Origin of the sequence: Gardnerella phocaeensis, from assembly GCF_048545075.1 — a bacterium.
Lineage (GTDB): Bacteria > Actinomycetota > Actinomycetes > Actinomycetales > Bifidobacteriaceae > Bifidobacterium > Bifidobacterium vaginale_J.
In genome coordinates, this window is the sequence record NZ_JBKQXS010000001.1 from 596,168 (window position 1) to 613,904 (window position 17,737).

The 17,737-nt window shown below is 38.7% G+C and carries 13 protein-coding genes; 7 read left to right on the forward strand and 6 right to left on the reverse strand.

What is annotated here, in order from left to right; translation table 11 throughout:
* Positions 1 to 56 precede the first annotated feature (56 nt).
* The 3 genes from ACJV2T_RS02595 to ACJV2T_RS02605 all read left to right on the forward strand — a co-directional run bounded on the left by ACJV2T_RS02595 (position 57) and on the right by ACJV2T_RS02605 (position 3,089).
* A complete protein-coding gene (locus ACJV2T_RS02595) occupies positions 57 to 1,019 on the forward strand; it encodes an L-lactate dehydrogenase (RefSeq protein ID WP_004107125.1) in 963 nt (320 codons plus the stop codon).
* A gap of 124 nt (positions 1,020 to 1,143) precedes the next feature.
* Positions 1,144 to 2,628: a sensor histidine kinase gene (locus ACJV2T_RS02600; RefSeq protein WP_415686937.1), complete on the forward strand. Its 1,485-nt coding sequence runs from the start codon at positions 1,144 to 1,146 to the stop codon at positions 2,626 to 2,628.
* A gap of 188 nt (positions 2,629 to 2,816) precedes the next feature.
* Positions 2,817 to 3,089 (forward strand): WhiB family transcriptional regulator, encoded by a 273-nt coding sequence (locus tag ACJV2T_RS02605; protein ID WP_415686936.1) that lies wholly within the window; start codon positions 2,817 to 2,819, stop codon positions 3,087 to 3,089.
* 7 nt (positions 3,090 to 3,096) lie between these two features.
* On the opposite strand, the gene ACJV2T_RS02610 is transcribed toward ACJV2T_RS02605, so the two are convergent.
* From ACJV2T_RS02610 to ACJV2T_RS02620, 3 genes are all read right to left on the reverse strand, one after another.
* Positions 3,097 to 4,968 carry an FtsK/SpoIIIE domain-containing protein gene (locus ACJV2T_RS02610; protein ID WP_419399039.1) on the reverse strand — a complete coding sequence of 624 codons (1,872 nt, stop codon included), beginning with the start codon at positions 4,966 to 4,968 and terminating at the stop codon, positions 3,097 to 3,099.
* 187 nt (positions 4,969 to 5,155) lie between these two features.
* The gene (locus ACJV2T_RS02615; protein ID WP_419399040.1) at positions 5,156 to 6,454 is read right to left on the reverse strand and encodes an LCP family protein; all 1,299 of its coding nucleotides are present in this window, start codon (positions 6,452 to 6,454) and stop codon (positions 5,156 to 5,158) included.
* 113 nt (positions 6,455 to 6,567) lie between these two features.
* Positions 6,568 to 8,001, reverse strand: a complete 1,434-nt coding sequence (locus tag ACJV2T_RS02620) for an LCP family protein (protein ID WP_419399041.1) — start codon at positions 7,999 to 8,001, stop codon at positions 6,568 to 6,570.
* 322 nt (positions 8,002 to 8,323) lie between these two features.
* Between ACJV2T_RS02620 and ACJV2T_RS02625 the strand changes: the two genes are divergently transcribed.
* Positions 8,324 to 11,725 carry a glycosyltransferase family 2 protein gene (locus ACJV2T_RS02625; RefSeq protein ID WP_419399042.1) on the forward strand — a complete coding sequence of 1,134 codons (3,402 nt, stop codon included), beginning with the start codon at positions 8,324 to 8,326 and terminating at the stop codon, positions 11,723 to 11,725.
* Positions 11,712 to 13,298 carry a DUF5719 family protein gene (locus tag ACJV2T_RS02630; RefSeq protein WP_419399043.1) on the forward strand — a complete coding sequence of 529 codons (1,587 nt, stop codon included), beginning with the start codon at positions 11,712 to 11,714 and terminating at the stop codon, positions 13,296 to 13,298. The genes ACJV2T_RS02625 and ACJV2T_RS02630 overlap by 14 nt, the downstream gene beginning before the upstream one ends.
* 76 nt (positions 13,299 to 13,374) lie before the next feature.
* On the opposite strand, the gene ACJV2T_RS02635 is transcribed toward ACJV2T_RS02630, so the two are convergent.
* Positions 13,375 to 13,803: a metallopeptidase family protein gene (locus ACJV2T_RS02635; protein WP_004119868.1), complete on the reverse strand. Its 429-nt coding sequence runs from the start codon at positions 13,801 to 13,803 to the stop codon at positions 13,375 to 13,377.
* Between the two features lie 119 nt (positions 13,804 to 13,922).
* Here ACJV2T_RS02635 and ACJV2T_RS02640 point away from each other — a divergent pair, with 119 nt between their 5' ends.
* Both ACJV2T_RS02640 and ACJV2T_RS02645 read left to right on the forward strand, forming a co-directional pair.
* A complete protein-coding gene (locus tag ACJV2T_RS02640; RefSeq protein ID WP_415683503.1) occupies positions 13,923 to 14,744 on the forward strand; it encodes an HAD-IIB family hydrolase in 822 nt (273 codons plus the stop codon).
* 91 nt (positions 14,745 to 14,835) lie between these two features.
* Positions 14,836 to 15,729 carry a ComF family protein gene (locus ACJV2T_RS02645; protein ID WP_419399044.1) on the forward strand — a complete coding sequence of 298 codons (894 nt, stop codon included), beginning with the start codon at positions 14,836 to 14,838 and terminating at the stop codon, positions 15,727 to 15,729.
* Between the two features lie 4 nt (positions 15,730 to 15,733).
* Here ACJV2T_RS02645 and ACJV2T_RS02650 read toward each other — a convergent pair whose 3' ends face one another.
* Entirely contained in the window at positions 15,734 to 16,912 is a 1,179-nt protein-coding gene (locus ACJV2T_RS02650; RefSeq protein ID WP_419399045.1) for a sensor histidine kinase, read from the reverse strand.
* A 61-nt stretch (positions 16,913 to 16,973) separates the two neighbouring features.
* Positions 16,974 to 17,726, reverse strand: a complete 753-nt coding sequence (locus ACJV2T_RS02655) for a response regulator transcription factor (RefSeq protein ID WP_419399046.1) — start codon at positions 17,724 to 17,726, stop codon at positions 16,974 to 16,976.
* Positions 17,727 to 17,737 lie beyond the last annotated feature (11 nt).

Below are 17,737 nucleotides of genomic sequence, written 5' to 3' on the forward strand. Positions count from 1 at the left end.
TTAAGTATTTTTATGCGAGTAGGGTTTAATAGGTTGCCGAAAAGAGGTTTTTGCTCATGGTGAGTTCGCAGGTTAAGCCAACTAAGCTTGCAATTATTGGTGCCGGTGCAGTCGGATCTACTCTCGCTTTCGCTGCTGCTCAGCGTGGTGTTGCGCGTGAGATTGTGCTTGAAGATATTGCTAAGGAACGTGTTGAAGCTGAAGTTTTGGATATGCAGCATGGTTCTAGCTTCTATCCTGCAGTTTCTATTGCCGGTTCTGACGATGTAGAAATTTGCCGTGATGCTGACATGGTTGTGATTACTGCTGGCGCTCGCCAGAAGCCAGGTCAGACTCGTTTGGAGCTTGCAGGTGCAACTATCAACATCATGAAGTCAATCATTCCAAACGTTGTGAAGGTTGCTCCTAACGCAATTTACATGTTGATTACTAATCCTGTTGATGTTGTTACGCACGTTTCTATGAAGCTTTCTGGTCTTCCAGCAAACCAAATGTTTGGTTCTGGTACCAACCTTGATTCCGCTCGTCTTCGTTTCTTGATCGCTCAGCACACTGGCGTTAATGTTAAGAACGTTCACGCATACATTGCTGGTGAACACGGTGACTCTGAAGTTCCTCTGTGGGCTTCTGCAACCATCGGTGGTGTTCCAATGTGTGATTGGAACGCTCTTCCAGGTCATGAGCCACTTGATGCTGCTAAGCGTGAAGAGATCCACCAGGAAGTTGTTAACGCTGCTTACAAGATTATCAACGGTAAGGGTGCAACAAACTACGCTATTGCTATGTCTGGTGTAGATATTGTTGAGGCTGTTCTTCGCGACACTAACCGCATTCTTCCAGTGTCTTCTTTGCTTGATGACTTCCACGGTATTTCTGATGTGTGCATGTCTGTGCCAACATTGCTTAATCGCAATGGTGTAAACTCTCGTCTAAACACTCCAGTTTCTGATCGTGAGTTGGCTGCTTTGAAGCGTTCTGCTGAAACTTTGCGCGAAACTGCTGCTAAGTTTGGCTTCTAGTTTTAAAGAATAATTTATAAATTATTAAACCGCTTCTTCTCTTAATTGAGGAGGAGCGGTTTTCTTGTTCAAAACAACAACATGCATCGCAGAATTTTCTGTGAGTCCGATATATTATTACATTATGGCTGATTTTTCTAACATTCTTGCTACTCGTCCTGATTTTAATGACAGTGATCGTGAGTGGCTTCACCATTTGGTGGCAGATTGGCAGGTTATTGCAGATTTGAGTTTCGCAGATTTGCTGCTGATTATTCAAAATGGTGACGGTGATTATGTTGTTGCTGAACAATGTCGTCCTTCAACAGCTATTACTTTGCGTACTGATGATTTGTTAGGTAAAAAATTAGATGATTCTTTAGTGCCTGAGCTTAATGAGGCGATGAAATCTGAGACAAGTTTCCACTCTTCAACCTTACGCTCTATTGGTAGAGCTACCGTGTGCTACGTTTATGCTCCAGTTCGTCATAGGGGTAAAACTCTCGGATTGGTTATGCGCGAAACTAATTTGGCAACGCGTGAATCTAATGGTCGTTATGAAACCGAAAGCATTAATGCTGGTAAAACTTTATTTGACATGATTCCTCGTGAACAATTCCCATATCATGAATCTGTATTAAATCAGCGACATAATGCTCGAGTATCCGATGGTTTTATTGTGCTAGAAGACGATGGAATAGTTCGTTATGCTTCTCCTAATGCCATTAGTTGTTTCCGCAGACTTGGCGGATTAAACACTATGCAAGGTGAATATTTAAGCGAATTTGGCACTAGGCTGTTGCATACGAACGACAATGTTCCTGAAAGTTTACCTCTTGTACTAACTGGAAAAGCTGATGTGGATTGCGAACTTGAAGCGAACCATTCTATAGTTTCTATGCGCTCTTTGCCTCTGTGGGGGCCAAATAATCGTGTTGGAGCAGTAGTGTTATGCCGTGATGTTACTGAAGTTTTGCGGCGTGAGCAAGAATTGCGCACTAAGAATGCCACTATTTCTGAAATACACCATCGTGTAAAAAACAATTTACAGGCTGTTTCTGCTCTTTTGCGTTTGCAAGCTCGCAAAACAAAATCTATTGAAGTTAGAAAAGAACTTGAAGAAGCTCAACGTCGTGTGCAAACTATAGCACTAGTTCATGAAGGCTTAAGCCAAACTGCCGACGAAATTGTTGATTTTGACAAAGTTATTTCGAGTTTGTTGAAGATGTCAATTGAGTTGGCATCTCAGAATCAAAATATTGATATTGATTTTGTTGGAAAATTTGGCAGATTAGCAGCTCAGGATGCTACACCATTGTCTCTTGTTTTAACTGAGCTAGTGACGAATGCAGTTGAACATGGTTTTGAAGGTCGTGAAAAAGGTCATATTCGTATTGCAGTTGGTAGAGGCGGAGACAATCTTAATATTGTCGTTGAAGATGATGGAGATGGCATAGATAGCGAGTCTTCTCATGGAATGGCTAAACCATCTGGGTCTGGTCTTGGAACGCAAATCATAAACACATTTGTCACTAACGATTTTGGTGGCACAGTTCGTTGGTCTCCTCGAAGAGAGGGCGGAACTAGGGTAGTGTTAGACATTAAATTGCGCGTATCTGGTATTGAGTAGCTTTACGTAAAAAATTGTTTTCCAACATGCATTAAATAATATAAATTTAGTGTAAAAAGTATAGGGAAAATTAAAATTGCTAATAAAGATGCAAAATGCCTTGAAAAAACTTTCTTTTCATGATTTCCTTACATTCAGGGGAACTTCTAAAGCTCACCGTTGTAGGTAAGAAATGAGGATAATAATTCATGAACAACTCGTTTGATTGGCGCACAACAGCAGCATGTAGTGACAAAGATCCTGAACTGTTCTTTCCTCTTGGAAGTGCTGGTACTGCACTTCAACAGCTTGAAGAAGCAAAAGCAGTATGTCGCTCATGTGACGTTGCAACAGAGTGCTTAAGATGCGCATTAGAAACTAACCAAGACTATGGTGTTTGGGGAGGATTAAGCGAGGATGAGCGTAGAACTCTAAAACGTAGAGCAATGCGCGCACGTAAAAGTCAAGATGAGTCACTATGAATAAATTTTATTCTACGTGCACTATTTGAGTTAAACTTGCTGATCCTGGAGTGATTAAAACACATCGTCCTGGAAGTTGATAGTCTTCAATATCAAAACTTTTAGATAAAGCAGAAGGTATTCCAAGCATTGTATCTGTGCCAATATCTCCTGTTGGAAATATTATCCTCGCTGGCGCTTGCTCAGGTAAACGTAAGTAGCGAGAAGTGCTAGTGCTCATAATAACTGGGCATTGTTTACTATTTAATCTTTTTTGAAAAGCAATAGCAGTTTGTTTAGTATTTAGCGGATCAAGCAATTCATCCGCATCGTCAATAATAATTGGCGTATTTTCGTTGTAAATGTTATTAATGTTTTGCTCGCATAGTGATTTTCCTGAATATATTGGCAGGTTTAAAGTTTTAGAAATTATTTTTAATATTGTTGTTTTGCCTTGTTTTCTACTACCAATAACAGCTATATTCCCAAGGTGAATTGGCAATAGAGCAGGATATAAGTGTATGGTATCGTCTTGCAAACCAATAATAATATTCTTAGTATTAAATTCTTGAGTACGTAAACTTTGAGATATTTTTTGCTCCGAATTTTTATATTTGTAATTATTTGAATACTCTGCGAGTTGCTTTGATGAAAGAATCGACGGCAATGGTTTGCTAAATAATTCTGGAGAATGATCATGATGGCAGAATCTGCCAGCTAACTGTATTGCTCGTACTAAATGTGCGGTATTGCTGCTTTGAGCACATCGCAAGGATGCTACTCCTTCTCCAATATTGTAATATGCGGCTCCTGGTGTATTTGGGCTTATTTTAGCTGCATGCGCTGTTCCTAATAATTCTTGCGATTGCATTCCGTCTCTAACTCTTAAGCAAATATTAATAGAAATATTAGCTTTCATATCTGCGCTTACTTGTGCGAGTGGATTTTGAGTTCCAGCAATAATATGCATTCCCAAAGATCTGCCTACTGATGCAATTCGTATAAGACGAGGCATATAGTCGGGGAGTTGATCTTTTAAAGCATGAAATTCGTCAATAACAATAAGTAATGAAGGCTCAGCTGGAGTTACTTGTGCAATATTGCTACATCCATTATGAGCTACTAGTCTTTCTCGTCTATCTAGTTCTAGTTCGAGACCTTTTAGAGCGCGTATTGCGTGTTTAAGATTCAAATCTCCTACGTTTCCCATAGCATGTGGGAGTTTAGATAGTATGTCAAAAGTTGCTCCTCCTTTAAAATCCATAAAAACAAACCGTAGCTGCTGTGGGCTGTATTGAAAAGCCAAAGCTAAACACCAAGTCGTAAGAAGTACTGATTTACCAGAACCAGTTGTTCCAGCAACTAAAGCATGTGGCCCATTGTTAATTAAATCTAAATAGCAGTATCCATTATTGCTTATTCCAAGTGGAGCTATAAGGTGTTTAGTTTTTGAATTAGGCAAGTAGTTATAAATATTTGTATTTAGATTTTCTTTAATACTATTAGATTTGTTTTTTGTATCGTATGTTCCTGCATTTTTTAACCATGTTTGCAATACTTCTTTCCAGTGATGCTGCGTATTAGGAATTGCATTTCTTCTCATAAGTAATGTTTCTAAACTAACTGGCGTAATAGCATCTGGCAGACTTTCTACAGTTTGTTGATTATAAGTTAAGTTATTTGACGATTGCGTAGTGTTTAATAATTGAATTTGCTGATCTTGTTGAACACTTTGAACAGAATTTTTCTCAGACATGTATTGAAAAATTTGTGGAATAAGACTTGCTATATACATCATAATGCTTGGAATAATCATGGTTAGCATCATCCAATTATTTTGCATCCATGCCATTATAGCCAACGCTATGTGAGCGAATATTGGAACTATACTCGCTGCCATCTGTACATGCATAAGTACTTTAGTCGTAGACATTCCTGTATTAGATTTGTTACTCATAAATGTATGAGACAATATTTTTGATTTTTGTGCAATACTTATGCAAGATTGTGGTTAAAAGATACGAGTTTAGTGCTTTCTAAGTTATGGTATCTAATTGAAGTGTTGTTTATACAACAATACTTCGAAATTATTGTTGCTCCGCAAGAGTTCCAACTGATCCAGGTTTATGAGTGCCTGATGCAAGTTGATTGAATAAATCTAAGTTTTTAGCATCATCGAGAAGCACTGATGAACCAACTCCTGGAACTTGATAATCAGGATTCGTCCAATATACTGTTCCAGATATGCCTGACGGTCCAGTTGCTTCTTTGAATGCTTGAGCCATTTCCCATAATGTTCCTGGATTGGTTTTCTCGTCAAAAATAACTGAAGCAAGTCCCGTTTCAGCAAGCTTTTTTACTTTTCCAAAATTCAATAATGTATTGTGATCTAAAGCTTTTTTCATAATAGCTGCAATAACCATTCGTTGACGTGCAGCTCGTCCAAAATCAGATTCTGGATCTGCGTATCGCATTCTAGAAAATGCTAACGCTGTATTTCCATCAACATGATGGCATCCAGAAGTCCAATTTAGTCCGCTAAACTTATCGCTTACTGTACGGTTGTAGCATAAATCAATGCCGTCTATAGCGTTAACAACATTAGTAAGACCACCAAAACGTATTTCTGCAACATGGTCAATGTGATGACCTGTAATTTTTTCTATTGTTGCTGTTAATGCTTTATTTCCAGCTGCTTGCGCAACGCTATTAATTTTTACTTGTTCGCCATTTAAAGAAACAAGAGAATCTCGAGGAATAGAAATTAGAGAACTGTGACCATTGCTCGGCTTTGTCAATACAAGAATAGTATCTGTTCTAAATCCTGTTATCTCTTTAGCTTCTTCGCCTTCTCTTTGATCGGAGCCAAGAATAAGCCATGCTTTGCCTTGAGTGCTAGGAGTATTAGTAAGCCAAGTAGTGCGGTTAATTCTTGAGTCAACCCAGTTCCACGAATATACTCCAAAACCAGTTGCAGCTACTGCTAGAACAATAAAGATTGCAATAAATGCATGTAAAATTCTACGTGGTTTGTGCGGTAGTAGTTTTGCTGCGCCCCCAACTGCTTTATTTATAGTTGTTGGAATACGCATTTGTGAAATAGAACTTGTGCGCGGTGTTTGTCTTGCTTGCAATTGCGATGCGTAAGAAACAGGTCTAGAAGAAAATTGTTCTGGACTTTTTAAGATTCTTGGTCTTTGAGATGTAGGCGCAAAAGATGGAGCTTGAGTTGGAAGTTGATTAGGATTTGTTTTGTCTTTTTGCGCGCGTTTTGGAGTGAAACTAGGAGGCACGTTTGAGTTAGATGAATCGTTATTATGAGAAGGAGTGAAGATAGGTGGGTTTAGATTATCTTCAGAAGGGTCCTCATACAGTCGCGAATTCATGCATCCTCCAAAATAAGCATATGCGTCATATATCTTCAATGACTATGAGTATATAATATACAAGTCTTATGCTCGTACATTATATACTCACACATTACATCTTGCTTAATTGTTTACTTTTTTCTAGGCACAGCGCAAAGCACATTGTTTGCATACTTGTCTGCAAAACCAACGTATTGTCCTGTTTGTGAATCACGAATAGTTCCATTTTCAGGATCCACAATTCCTCCAGTATTTGGATCAATAAATTGACCTTGAGAATTTTTTATTAATCCTGTTTTTGGATCAACACGTCCCATTTTCTTTGGATTTGTAGTTTGATTAAGCTTGTTGTTTTCGCTTATATTGTTATCGTCATCTGCGTCTTCATTGTCTTGATCGTTCGCATTTTTAGACGAATTATTGGCATTATTTTTGTTAGCTCCGTTAGTTTTATGATTTAGCGATAACGGTTTATTTTCGCGCATTAAATCCCAAATATCGTCTGCTTCATCGGACCACACAACACGATTTGAATCATAAGGGTCTGGAATAACAGGAGTAGTACGCGCGTAAATATGTGAAGAATCTAATTTACGCATGCTTAATGCCAAACCGACTAAAGTGGTAGGATTTGCCAAGCCTTCACTTATATTTAATGCTCCTAACGATGCTTTTGCAAGCTGATAAAGCTCGCTTGTTTGAGTGAATAAGTTTTTAGACATTGCTTGATGTAAAAGCTGTTTAATCAAGTATTGCTGTCTTGTTGTTCGCATTATGTCAGAGCCATCGCTTGCAGTATCGTGACGCATTCTAGCGTATTGAGTAGCAAGTCGACCATTAAGATGCTGCATTCCTTGCTTGAAATTCACGCCCGTATAAGTATCGCGAGTTGCTGCTGGTATGCATAATGATACGCCGCCAACTGCATCAATCATATTGCTTAATCCGCTAAAGTCAGCGACTATAAAATGATGAATATTTAAACCGGTAAGTGAATTAACAGCTTTTAAGGAGCATGATGCTGCTGAAGCTAAATCTCCGCCTTGTGCATATCCTAAGGCGAAGATCGAATTAAACATCACATGTTTTCTTGCAGGAATATGTCCTTTTGTAGTGTCACATTCTGGTGCGTTTACCATAGAATCTCGTGGAATAGAAACAATATTCATGTATGATCTATCTGCGCTAATTTGAACTACCATAGTAGTATCTGATTGATGATCACCAGTTTCGCCGTCGTGCGTGAAGCTTTGATTGTTTCCATCACGAGAATCTTGGCCTAAAACAAGAAAAGTTACTGGTTTTCCTGCATTGATATCAAGTGCTTGATTAGCTTCTGGATCTTTAGATATAACGCTTACAACTCTGCTGCTTACAGCAGAAGAAAAATCTAACCATACTGCGGCTATTATTGTTGAAAAGAATGTAAGTACTGAAATAACAAACATGCACAGTATCTTGCGCGTGCGGTTAATCATTCTATAACCAAGGCTATGGTGAGGAGTTGAATTCCAATCTTCGCTTGGTTGGTACCGCATGTCTTCATGATACCGTGAAGTTGTCATCGTACCCTCTTTCTCAATAATGAGGAACCTTTTAGGTTGTGGCAATATCGTTTCTTTTTCCATCGAATAAAACCAATATTCAATGGACACATATAACGCGCAATTATAGCACACGGCAATGAGATTTATTGCGTTCGGTTGTGTTGAATGTTATTTGATTTTTTAATGAAAATTTTAATAAGTTTACGCAAATATTCTAATTAAATTTATATGTAATGTGCTGACTAATATGAGCAAAAATATTAATAAAATATGTATAAATTTATTTAAAATTACGACTTGTGTTTTGGCGGATACATACCCCCTGCGTAAACTGGTAAGTATGGATTCGATAACCGCTCATAATCTTACATTTGAAGACGAAGTTTTACAGGTGCTTTCATCCGCAAAAGATGCGCATCCTCATGATGTAGATTCGTCTATTATGGCAATGATGTGTGTGGAGCGAGACACTCGTTTTTATGCTGATACGTTACATGCAGTACTAAGTCAATCAATTCTTCCTGGAACTTTAGTAATAGTCGATTGTGCTAGTCGAGTAAAGCAGACTATGCAAACGAATTTACAAGTAAAAATTAATTCATCTATGCTTACGGGAGAAATTAATACTAGAAAATCATTACTGCAGAATGCTAGCAATATCGATTCCAATAATGAAATTGACAACGATTCAAAATATAAACCAAATACTAATAGCGTAAATAATACTCGTGTAAACAATAGTGAAAATAAATCTGTACGTATAATTATTATTCCTATTTCTTCTGCTCATTCTTTTGGAGATGCAATAGAAAAGTCTTTGCGTAAGATTTTGCCTTGTGCAGGAGTTTCTGCATTATGGCTTTTGCATGATGATTCTCGTCCTGCAGACTCTCATTGCTTAGAATATTTGCGCGAAACTTGGCGCAATACTCCGACTGCATCAGTACTGGGAGCTAAACAAGTTGATTGGCAAGGAAATATCTTGCACAACGTTGGAATGTATGCTTGGCGCCACGGTGTTCATACTCTTACAGTTGACGGCGAGCCAGATCAAGAACAGTATGACGGTCGTGGAGATGTATACGCAGTATCGTTGGCAGGTGCTTTAGTTACGCTAACTGCATGGCAGACTTTACGCGGTACACAACCATGGATGACAACTTTTGGTGAATCAAGAGATTTTTGTCGTAGAGTATGTCTATCTGGAGGTCGTGTTGTTGTAGTTCCTTCAGCTCGTATCGCACACAGGCGTGCAAGGTTAGAAGGTATACGTACTCGTAACGGTGATGCTAGAAATCATAATAATTCAGGATCTAAGTATGGTGTAGCCTCTTCTCTCGTGGCTAAGCAGCGTTACAAATACACTGATATTAGTGTTTTTTTGTGGCCTCTCATATGGATTCTTAGTTTGCCTGCTTGTTTAGTTGGTGCTTTGCACTCTCTTTTTGCTAAACATCCTTATATAGCATGGATTCGTTTGCTTTTGCCATGGCTTGCTATTATGCAATTGCCTAGAGCTATTTTTGCTCGCAGAAGGGTTGCAAGGAATACGCGTGTTCCATTAAAGCGACTTGTTCCTCTTATCGCAGATCGTCATCAAGTTGCACGTTGGCGTGATCGTAGTTCTGCTTTCCAAGCTCAACAGCATTTAGTGCTGTTAAGCCCTCTCGCAAAACGCCATTTGCATATTCGAGTGTTGCGTAGGTGGAGTGCTGTTATTCTTGCGGCTCTTCTTCTTTTTGCAGTCATATTGAATTTATATGGTTCTCCATGGCGTGAAATTTTAAGTGGCGCTTCTTGGAACGCGCAGCAATGGTTACCAACGGGCGCAGATTTCAATCAGTTATGGAACTCTGCTATTGGCGCATGGGTTCCTGATGATGGTTTTGGACCTGCAATTCCTCCAGCACCATGGCTAAGTATTTGGGCGATTGCATCAACTGTAGTTGGTGCTAACCCGTTGTTGGCTGTTACGCTAATGTTCTTCTTAGCTGCTCCAGCTATGTGTTTAAGTTTTTGGGCTCTTGCTGGCGTATTTACGCGCTCGGATACTGTACGTGTATGCGCTGGTATTTGCTGGACTATGATTGCTATTGCTTTTGGCTTGTTTGCGCGCGGTGATTTGCCAATGTTAATGACTATGACATTTTTGCCTGCGGCATTTGCTTTTGCATTCCATGCAGTTGGAATGTACGTAACAGAAGATCCTGTGCGTCCTGTTAAATCCACTCAATGTGCAGCATGCGCAGCATTATGCTTTATGGTTCCAGTAGCTGCAGAACCGCAGCTTGTTTTGCCTCTTATTGTTATTTTTATTGCATCGTTTATTATGGTGCGCTCTCATCGTATTATGTTTGCGCTTATGCCTATACCATCGATAATTGTTTTGCTACCTACAATAGGAAGTGCTATTAGATATGGCGAATCTGGAATGTGGCGTCAATTGTTCTCTAGTATGGCTTTGCCGTTTAGAAGTGTACAAGGTGCTCCACGCGTAAGTGATTACGCTGATGTTTTGTTGCACGCTTTTAATATGGCTTCTCCTAATGTTGAAATTAATATGCCATTGATGAGCTTGAGAACAATAATAATGGTAATTTTTGCAATTCTAGCTGTTGTTATGGCTATTGCGTCATTAACTTTGCCTTTTGCTTTGCGAGTTTCTCGAATGATGTGGGTTGTGATTATTTCCGGAATGTTGCTATCTCTTGTTTCTGCTCGTATTGTAGTTGCATCCGATGTTTCAGGACCCGTTGCTGCAAGCGTTTTGCCTGGAGTTGCATTATCTGCTGTTGGCATTTTATCTTGTATGTGCATGGTTGCTGGTCAAGCTGTTCGTCGCTTTGAGCCACTACGTGCTTCGAAGGAATCTGAATCTAAAACTTTTGAAAACTATAAAACTCGTGCAGATAGGCGTGCTGCAATGCGCCGCTCTGCTGCACGATTGTTGCAGCACATAATTCGCATAGCGCGCGCTGGTCTTGCAAGTGGTATGTTGACTATGGCTGTTCTTTTGGGTCTTTTTGCTGTATTGAGCGGACCGGCTACATCTATTTGCGCAAATAACAATGAGCTTCCTATGGTTGTTTCTGATTATTTGCGAAAAGACGATACTCGACGAATACTTGCTTTAAGAGCTCAAAGTAGTCATGATTTGTCAATTTCTATTATGCGAACATCTAAGGGAGATGCAATAGACGAATCTCCAGCTCTTCGTGTTAGACAAGTAATGTTTGGCGATTCGTCAAGCAATAAAGCAATATATCGCGCATCAGCACAATTGTTATCTCATGCAGATAATGGCGCAATATCAACGTTAAAGCAACTTGGAATTGGCGGTATTTATATCGTTAATAGTCCGGAAGATAAGAAGGTTCCTCATAAAACTTCTATGTCAATACAACAATTGTTACATCCTTCTGTACAAACTGTAAGTAATGTTAACAAAGAAGCTACTGAACAATTAATTGCACACGTTAACGCTTCTGACGGTACACAATTGGTTGTTTCATCACCGCAAGGAACTTATTGCAGATTTGATGGTGTGCCTGATTCTAAGTCGTTGTCTTCTACATCTCCGTATTATCGATCTAGGCCTCTTGCGTGGAGAGTTCCTTGGATTATTGTTTCTTCTATGGTATTACTGCTGTACTGTATTGTTGCTGTGCCTCGATTTGGCAGACATGCAATGATAGAGCGTTCAGATGACAGACATGAGGAGGAATTAGATGAGCTGGCATAAAAATCCTCATGAGGGCTCTAAGCATGGTGAAGTAAATGCAGATGTAGATATTAATCGCAAGAACAAAATAGTTACTATTGTCTCACTTGCTATCTTTAGTGCAATAATACTCATTGCTTCTGCATGTGTTGTTGCATTATGCCTACCGATGCCTCAACTTGTAGATAATCCTAATACTCCATCTAGTGGCGTTGTAAGTAGTGTTGGTTCTACTCGTTTGCAAACTATTTGCCCTATTCGATTGTCTCTTCCAGATTTGACTCAATATGGTGATAGCGAATATAACGAATCAGAAGGCGATTTACAATCTTCTGCTCGTTATGGTGCTTTTGGGGATGTGTATAGTTCTAGCTTGCGTAACATGCGCGATAGCAATGATCAATCTATTACGTTGAATTCAAAATCAACTGATGATGATACGTCAGCTTTTATTGCTAACAATAATGTAAATCACGACGCTCAAGTTCTAGAAGGACATTTGTCACGAGTTGGATCTGGCACTGGAATATCTGCTTCCATGGTTTCGTGGGCTACTAAAGGTGACGTAAAAGGTTTATCTGCAACTACCTGTTCAATGCCGTCTATGAAACAGACATTCCTAGTTCCAGAATCTGCTGATGGAATTTCTATTCGTTTAGAAGCATTTAATGCTGCTTCAAAATCTACTGTTGTTCGTGTTAAAGCTTGGTCTGCAGAACACGGTAGCAATCAGTTAAATCTTTCTACAGGAAGTGCTTTTACTGTTCCTGCTCGTTCTCATGCATATTTTGATCTTGCTGCTGCTTCTCCTAAGACTTCTGGATTATACGTGCAAGTTGAAAGCGAGCAGACACCTATAGCATCATTTGTAAAAGTCGTTCATATGAGTGGCTTATCTGTAAAAGGTGTAGATATTGTTCATGAATTAAGCACTCAATCTAACACAAATATTCTTTCAGGTATTAGTGAAGGCGATCAATCTAAGTTATATGTATGGCCAAGTAAAGATGGTAATGTAACACTTTCATGGATGAATGATACAGGTTCTAAAGAAGTAAAGGATTTGACGTTAAAAGCGCACCATTTGCAGGTTGTCGATCTTGGAAAAGTTCCAGAGCATGTTAATGCTTTGAGCGTAAGTGGAGATGTTCCTACTCAAGTAATGATGTCTATTGCTAAAGATGGCAAAGATAATCAATCAGATGTAGCTTTTATTACACCATCTAACGTGCAGGGTAGTGGCGCAATTGTTTCACCTGTTTCTGCTAATGAAACAGCTCTATACCTTTCTTCTTCAAGCGATAAAGATAGTTCTGTGCGTTTGCAAGGATTTGATTTAAATGGTGTATTAGCTGCTACAAAAAACGTAACGATTCCTGCGAATGCATCTTTAAGAATTCCTGTTTCAGACATTTCGCACGATGCAGTTATGTTTATTGCGAAATCGCATAGCAAAGTTTCTTTGTCTGCCCGTATTCATAAAGATGAAATCGATAAGGCTGGTATAGCAGGTATTTCTTGGCTTTCTGCGCAATCTTTGGAGCCGCAAGCAATGAAGGTATACGTTAAAACTGACAATCATATTGTGCAATAATACGAATAAAAATATTGCTATAAGCGACTATAAATTAATTAAAATACTTAATAATTTTAATTAATTTAAAAATTGTTTACAGACCCCAATCTGGATCAATTTCTTCTGGTCTGCGACCGTATAGTTCTGCTAAGCGTTGCACAAGTTCATCTCTGATAGCATATTGAAGTTCACTTCTGCTGCTTACATGAGTGCATAGCGGAAGCCTATACAATACAATTCTAGATTGCATACCACGGCTAGCTGGAAAAGCTTGCGAAAGTATTCTGCGGTTTTGCTCCCATAACAGTGGTTGCGAAGGCGGCACATCTTCTACCGCGAATTGAACGTCTTTAGTTAATGCTCTCCAAGCGCTGTTGAGACGTCTAATTTGAGCTGCTACCATGGCATCGAACATTCCACTAGCAGTTCTATATTGTGGTAGGCGAGTACCAAATATTGGTGCCCTAAGACCTCTACCATGCCTATTTCTATAGTGACGTTCTTCCCAAATTAGACCTGTCATGCTTCCACTTTACGAGAAGGCTAGGCCAATAATATGTAAATAATTAATATGCGGTGTGTGAAATACGCTCACACTATAGAATACTGTATATATGGTTTTAAAAGTCAGGAGGATTTGTAATGCTCAAACCAATAGTGCATGATTGGAATGAGTTTAATCTTGACTTGAGCATTGCTAAATCGTCTCTTATTGCTTTTGATTTAGATAATACACTGGCATGTTCTAAAAAACCTATGCTTAAATCGATGGCTGAATCATTAAGTAAGCTGATTAATATAATTCCTGTTGCTGTAATAACAGGTGGCTGCCTAGAGTTAGTTAAGAAGCAAATTTTAGATATGCTAGCAACTGGCACTAATCTTAAAAATATTCACATAATGCCGACTAATGGAACTAGTTATTATCGTGTGAATAACGACATGTCATTGCAATGTGTTTATGAGCATAGTATCGATTTTGAGCAAGCGCAATGCGTTATTGATGCAATACGCAACTGTGCAAAAAATATGGGCGTGTGGAAAGAACCCGGTGATCCAATGCTGTGGGGAGAACAGATAGAGAACCGCGGTAGTCAAATTACTTTTTCGGCACTAGGGCAACTAGCTCCTATTGAATATAAAAAAACTTGGGATCCTAGCGGTTGTTTGAAAGCTCAACTTGCACAAAGTATTTCTCAAGCTTTACCTAATTTTGCTGTACGCGCTGGAGGAGATACTAGCGTCGATATATACAGGCGCGGTGACGATAAAGCTCAAGCTTTGCGAATGTTATCTAAATATTGTGATTTTAATATTGAAAAAATTACTTTTATTGGCGATCGTATGTATCCCGGAGGAAACGATTATCCTACTGCCTTTACAGGAGCTTTAGTTGTTAAAGTAAGTAATCCTTCGGATACTTTAGAACTTTGTAATAAGGTACTTAATATTTTAAAAATATAGAATTTTATTAATTTTTCATTTTAAGATACCTTTTATCCACAATCGCATTTTTTATTTGCATAGCTAATAAGCTATCGCATATGCTGTCATTATGGTTGGGAGACGCAAGGTTATAAACCACCAAAACAAAAAGAAGTATAGAAGCGTGACATCTAATGGGGGATTAGCATGTCACGCATCTGTACCTTGTGGTGCATACGAAAACATGTATGTTGATTCTGTAAATTGGCGTTTTGCTAGTTGGAAGAATGTAGCGATTGCTTTATTTAATTTATTTTTGCCTCGCGCATGTGCAGGATGCGATACTCCAGATTATATATTGTGTGAAAACTGCAAGAAAGCGTTGCAATGCTGGAAAAGCGCACCATTTGCCAGAACAGTATGTGGATATCGCTACGCGTGTGGTTCGTATTCTACGGTTGTTCGCCGCGCAATATTATTGTGGAAGGATCATTTCGATATTGCATGTGACAAAATATTTGGTGAACTTATTGGCGATTTAGTAGTAGAAGTTATATCTAAATTTTTGCGCTCGAATTCTTGTTATATAAGTGAAAATCCTATATTTGTTATACCAGTTCCGTCATCTAAATATTCATCAAGACATCGTGGGCGTAAGCATATGCTGCCTATTGCAAATTGTGTTGCTAAACGATTGTGTAATAGTGGCATTAGGGCATACGTTTTAGATATTGTAAGTATGGATGCTAGGATTACTGCGAAATCAGTGCAAACTTCCGGTTTTCGCGGAAGGTCTAACAGAATTTCTAAGGCGTTTAGCGTCGATTTCAAAGAATTGAGAAAGCAAAAGTTTGAAAATCAACGCGATTACAAAGCTATTGTATTGGATGATATTGTAACTACTGGCTCAACTATGAATAGCTGCGTTTCAACTTTACAGAGTAGTGGAATTACTGTTTTGGCATGCTTTTCTTTAGCGTGTGTATGCAATAAGGATGATTGTACAGCAGATTACGAATGCTAGTTTTCTATTGTATTTCTATTGTATTGCTATAGTTTAGCGGAAGTGCAATTTCAAAGTTTGGACCACGCTTATCGTCTACTACTTTTACAGTTCCATGGTGCAATTGTGCAGCCCAACGAGCAATTGACAATCCTAATCCTGTTCCTCCTGATTCTGTGCCAATTCGCTGATTTCCCTTAACAAATCTTCTGAAAATATCTGCACGATCTTCTTGAGGAATTTGTTCTCCAAAATTCACAACATTACATATTACAGAGTTTTGGCTGTGGTTAATATGAGCACTTATAAGAACACGAGTTCCATCATCTGAATGTTTTAGAGCGTTAGAAATAATATTAGTAAAAAGTTGCGAAAGGCGAGCTTGATCTCCTGTTAATTCAATCTCATCATTAATTTGAACTTCAATATTGTGATTATGACCTGAATCTGCTATTTCTAGTGGTTCGATAATTTCGTCAATAAAGTCTGTGAAATTAAATGAAGTTATATTAAGGCTTTCCGCACCTGCTTCAACTCTAGATAAATCAAGAAGGAAAGTAATAAGATCAGCAAGTCTATGAGTTTGGTTTAATATAGCTTCCATATTAGATGGAGTAGGATCAACAACTCCGTCTGCAAGATTTTCAAGCATCGCTTGCAAAGCAGAAACAGGAGTGCGCAGTTCGTGGCTTACGTTTGCTATAAGCTCTCTACGCATTTGATCTGCATGTTCAAGTTCTTCTGCCATTTCATTAAATGCAAGAGTTAATTTACCTACTTCGTCACGACGATTTTCTACAGCAACTCGCACAGAATAGTCGCCATCAGACATAGCTTCTGCAGCATTTTTCATTTGACGAAGTGGTGCTGTAAGTCCTCTAGAAAAAATGTATGTAATTCCCAGAGCAACAATAAGTGTTAATGGCATTGCAATCCAGCCATTTAGACCAGTTTTAAGTAAAAACCATGCCATTACGAAAGCAATTGCTGTTGCAAAAACAATAATTGCCGAAAGTTCAATTTTTAGAGATGAAAAAAATCCGACAGGTCGATTTGGATAATTATGCTTTATAGAAGAATTCGTAAATAGAGTTTTTGACTTATCTCTAAGTTGAGCATTTGAGTTTTTATTTAATAAATTATGTTGTTTAGTATTTTTATATTGCTCAGAATTAGCATTATCTATTTTATTTTCTAATACCATTTACGAATTTTCCGAAGCTAAAGTGTTGTAACCATTTACTATTTATGAAAGTAGTAATTATTTATGAAACTTGTGATTGTAGAACTTTGTCGTAATCACTAATAGGTGGCTCGAATGCGTATCCTATTCCGTGTACAGTACGAATCCATTCCGATCCAATTTTATGCCTCAAAGACTTAATGTGCGAATCTACTGTGCGAGTTCCAGAAGCATCTGGCCAATCCCACACTTCTTCAAGTAACTTTTCACGCTTAAATACAGTATGAGGATGACGAGCTAGAGTAGCGAGCAAGTCAAACTCGGTTGGTGTAAAATGTATCTCTTCGCCGTTTAGAGTTACAAGTCTTTGGCGAGGTCTAATAATAAGCGATCCAAAAATAATTGTGCGTTCATGTTCCATTGTTTTTGCTATTTGCGCTGCGCGTTCTACTCGTCTCAACAATGCTGCGCAACGAGCAATTAACTCACGTGGTGAAAATGGTTTAGTCATGTAATCATCTGCGCCTGCGCTTAAGCCAACAATTTTATCGGCTTCTGCGTCGCGCGCTGTTAACATGAGGATAGGAACAGGCATTTTGGAGATAATTCGTCGAGTTGCTTCAATCCCATCCATAATAGGAAGCATAATATCCATAATTATTAGATCGGGTTTTAGTTGTTCAGCAGCTCTAACAGCAGACGCTCCATCCGCAGCGACTCTTGCTCTCCAGCCTTGTGCAGTAATGCGTTGTGCAATTGCTGTAGCAAGATCTGGCTCATCCTCAACAACGAGAATCGTACGAGCATTTACGCTAGCTGATGGAGCGTTTAGCATATTTTAAAAAG

Coding starts and splice junctions, on each gene's coding strand:
- ACJV2T_RS02600 (WP_415686937.1), top strand. CDS start 1,144: ATGGCTGATTTTTCTAACATTCTTGCTACTCGTCCTGATTTTAATGAC.
- ACJV2T_RS02645 (WP_419399044.1), top strand. CDS start 14,836: ATGGTTGGGAGACGCAAGGTTATAAACCACCAAAACAAAAAGAAGTAT.
- ACJV2T_RS02615 (WP_419399040.1), bottom strand. CDS start 6,454: ATGAATTCGCGACTGTATGAGGACCCTTCTGAAGATAATCTAAACCCA.
- ACJV2T_RS02625 (WP_419399042.1), top strand. CDS start 8,324: ATGGATTCGATAACCGCTCATAATCTTACATTTGAAGACGAAGTTTTA.
- ACJV2T_RS02655 (WP_419399046.1), bottom strand. CDS start 17,726: ATGCTAAACGCTCCATCAGCTAGCGTAAATGCTCGTACGATTCTCGTT.
- ACJV2T_RS02640 (WP_415683503.1), top strand. CDS start 13,923: ATGCTCAAACCAATAGTGCATGATTGGAATGAGTTTAATCTTGACTTG.
- ACJV2T_RS02630 (WP_419399043.1), top strand. CDS start 11,712: ATGAGCTGGCATAAAAATCCTCATGAGGGCTCTAAGCATGGTGAAGTA.
- ACJV2T_RS02595 (WP_004107125.1), top strand. CDS start 57: ATGGTGAGTTCGCAGGTTAAGCCAACTAAGCTTGCAATTATTGGTGCC.
- ACJV2T_RS02620 (WP_419399041.1), bottom strand. CDS start 8,001: ATGACAACTTCACGGTATCATGAAGACATGCGGTACCAACCAAGCGAA.
- ACJV2T_RS02635 (WP_004119868.1), bottom strand. CDS start 13,803: ATGACAGGTCTAATTTGGGAAGAACGTCACTATAGAAATAGGCATGGT.
- ACJV2T_RS02605 (WP_415686936.1), top strand. CDS start 2,817: ATGAACAACTCGTTTGATTGGCGCACAACAGCAGCATGTAGTGACAAA.
- ACJV2T_RS02610 (WP_419399039.1), bottom strand. CDS start 4,968: ATGGCAGCGAGTATAGTTCCAATATTCGCTCACATAGCGTTGGCTATA.
- ACJV2T_RS02650 (WP_419399045.1), bottom strand. CDS start 16,912: ATGGTATTAGAAAATAAAATAGATAATGCTAATTCTGAGCAATATAAA.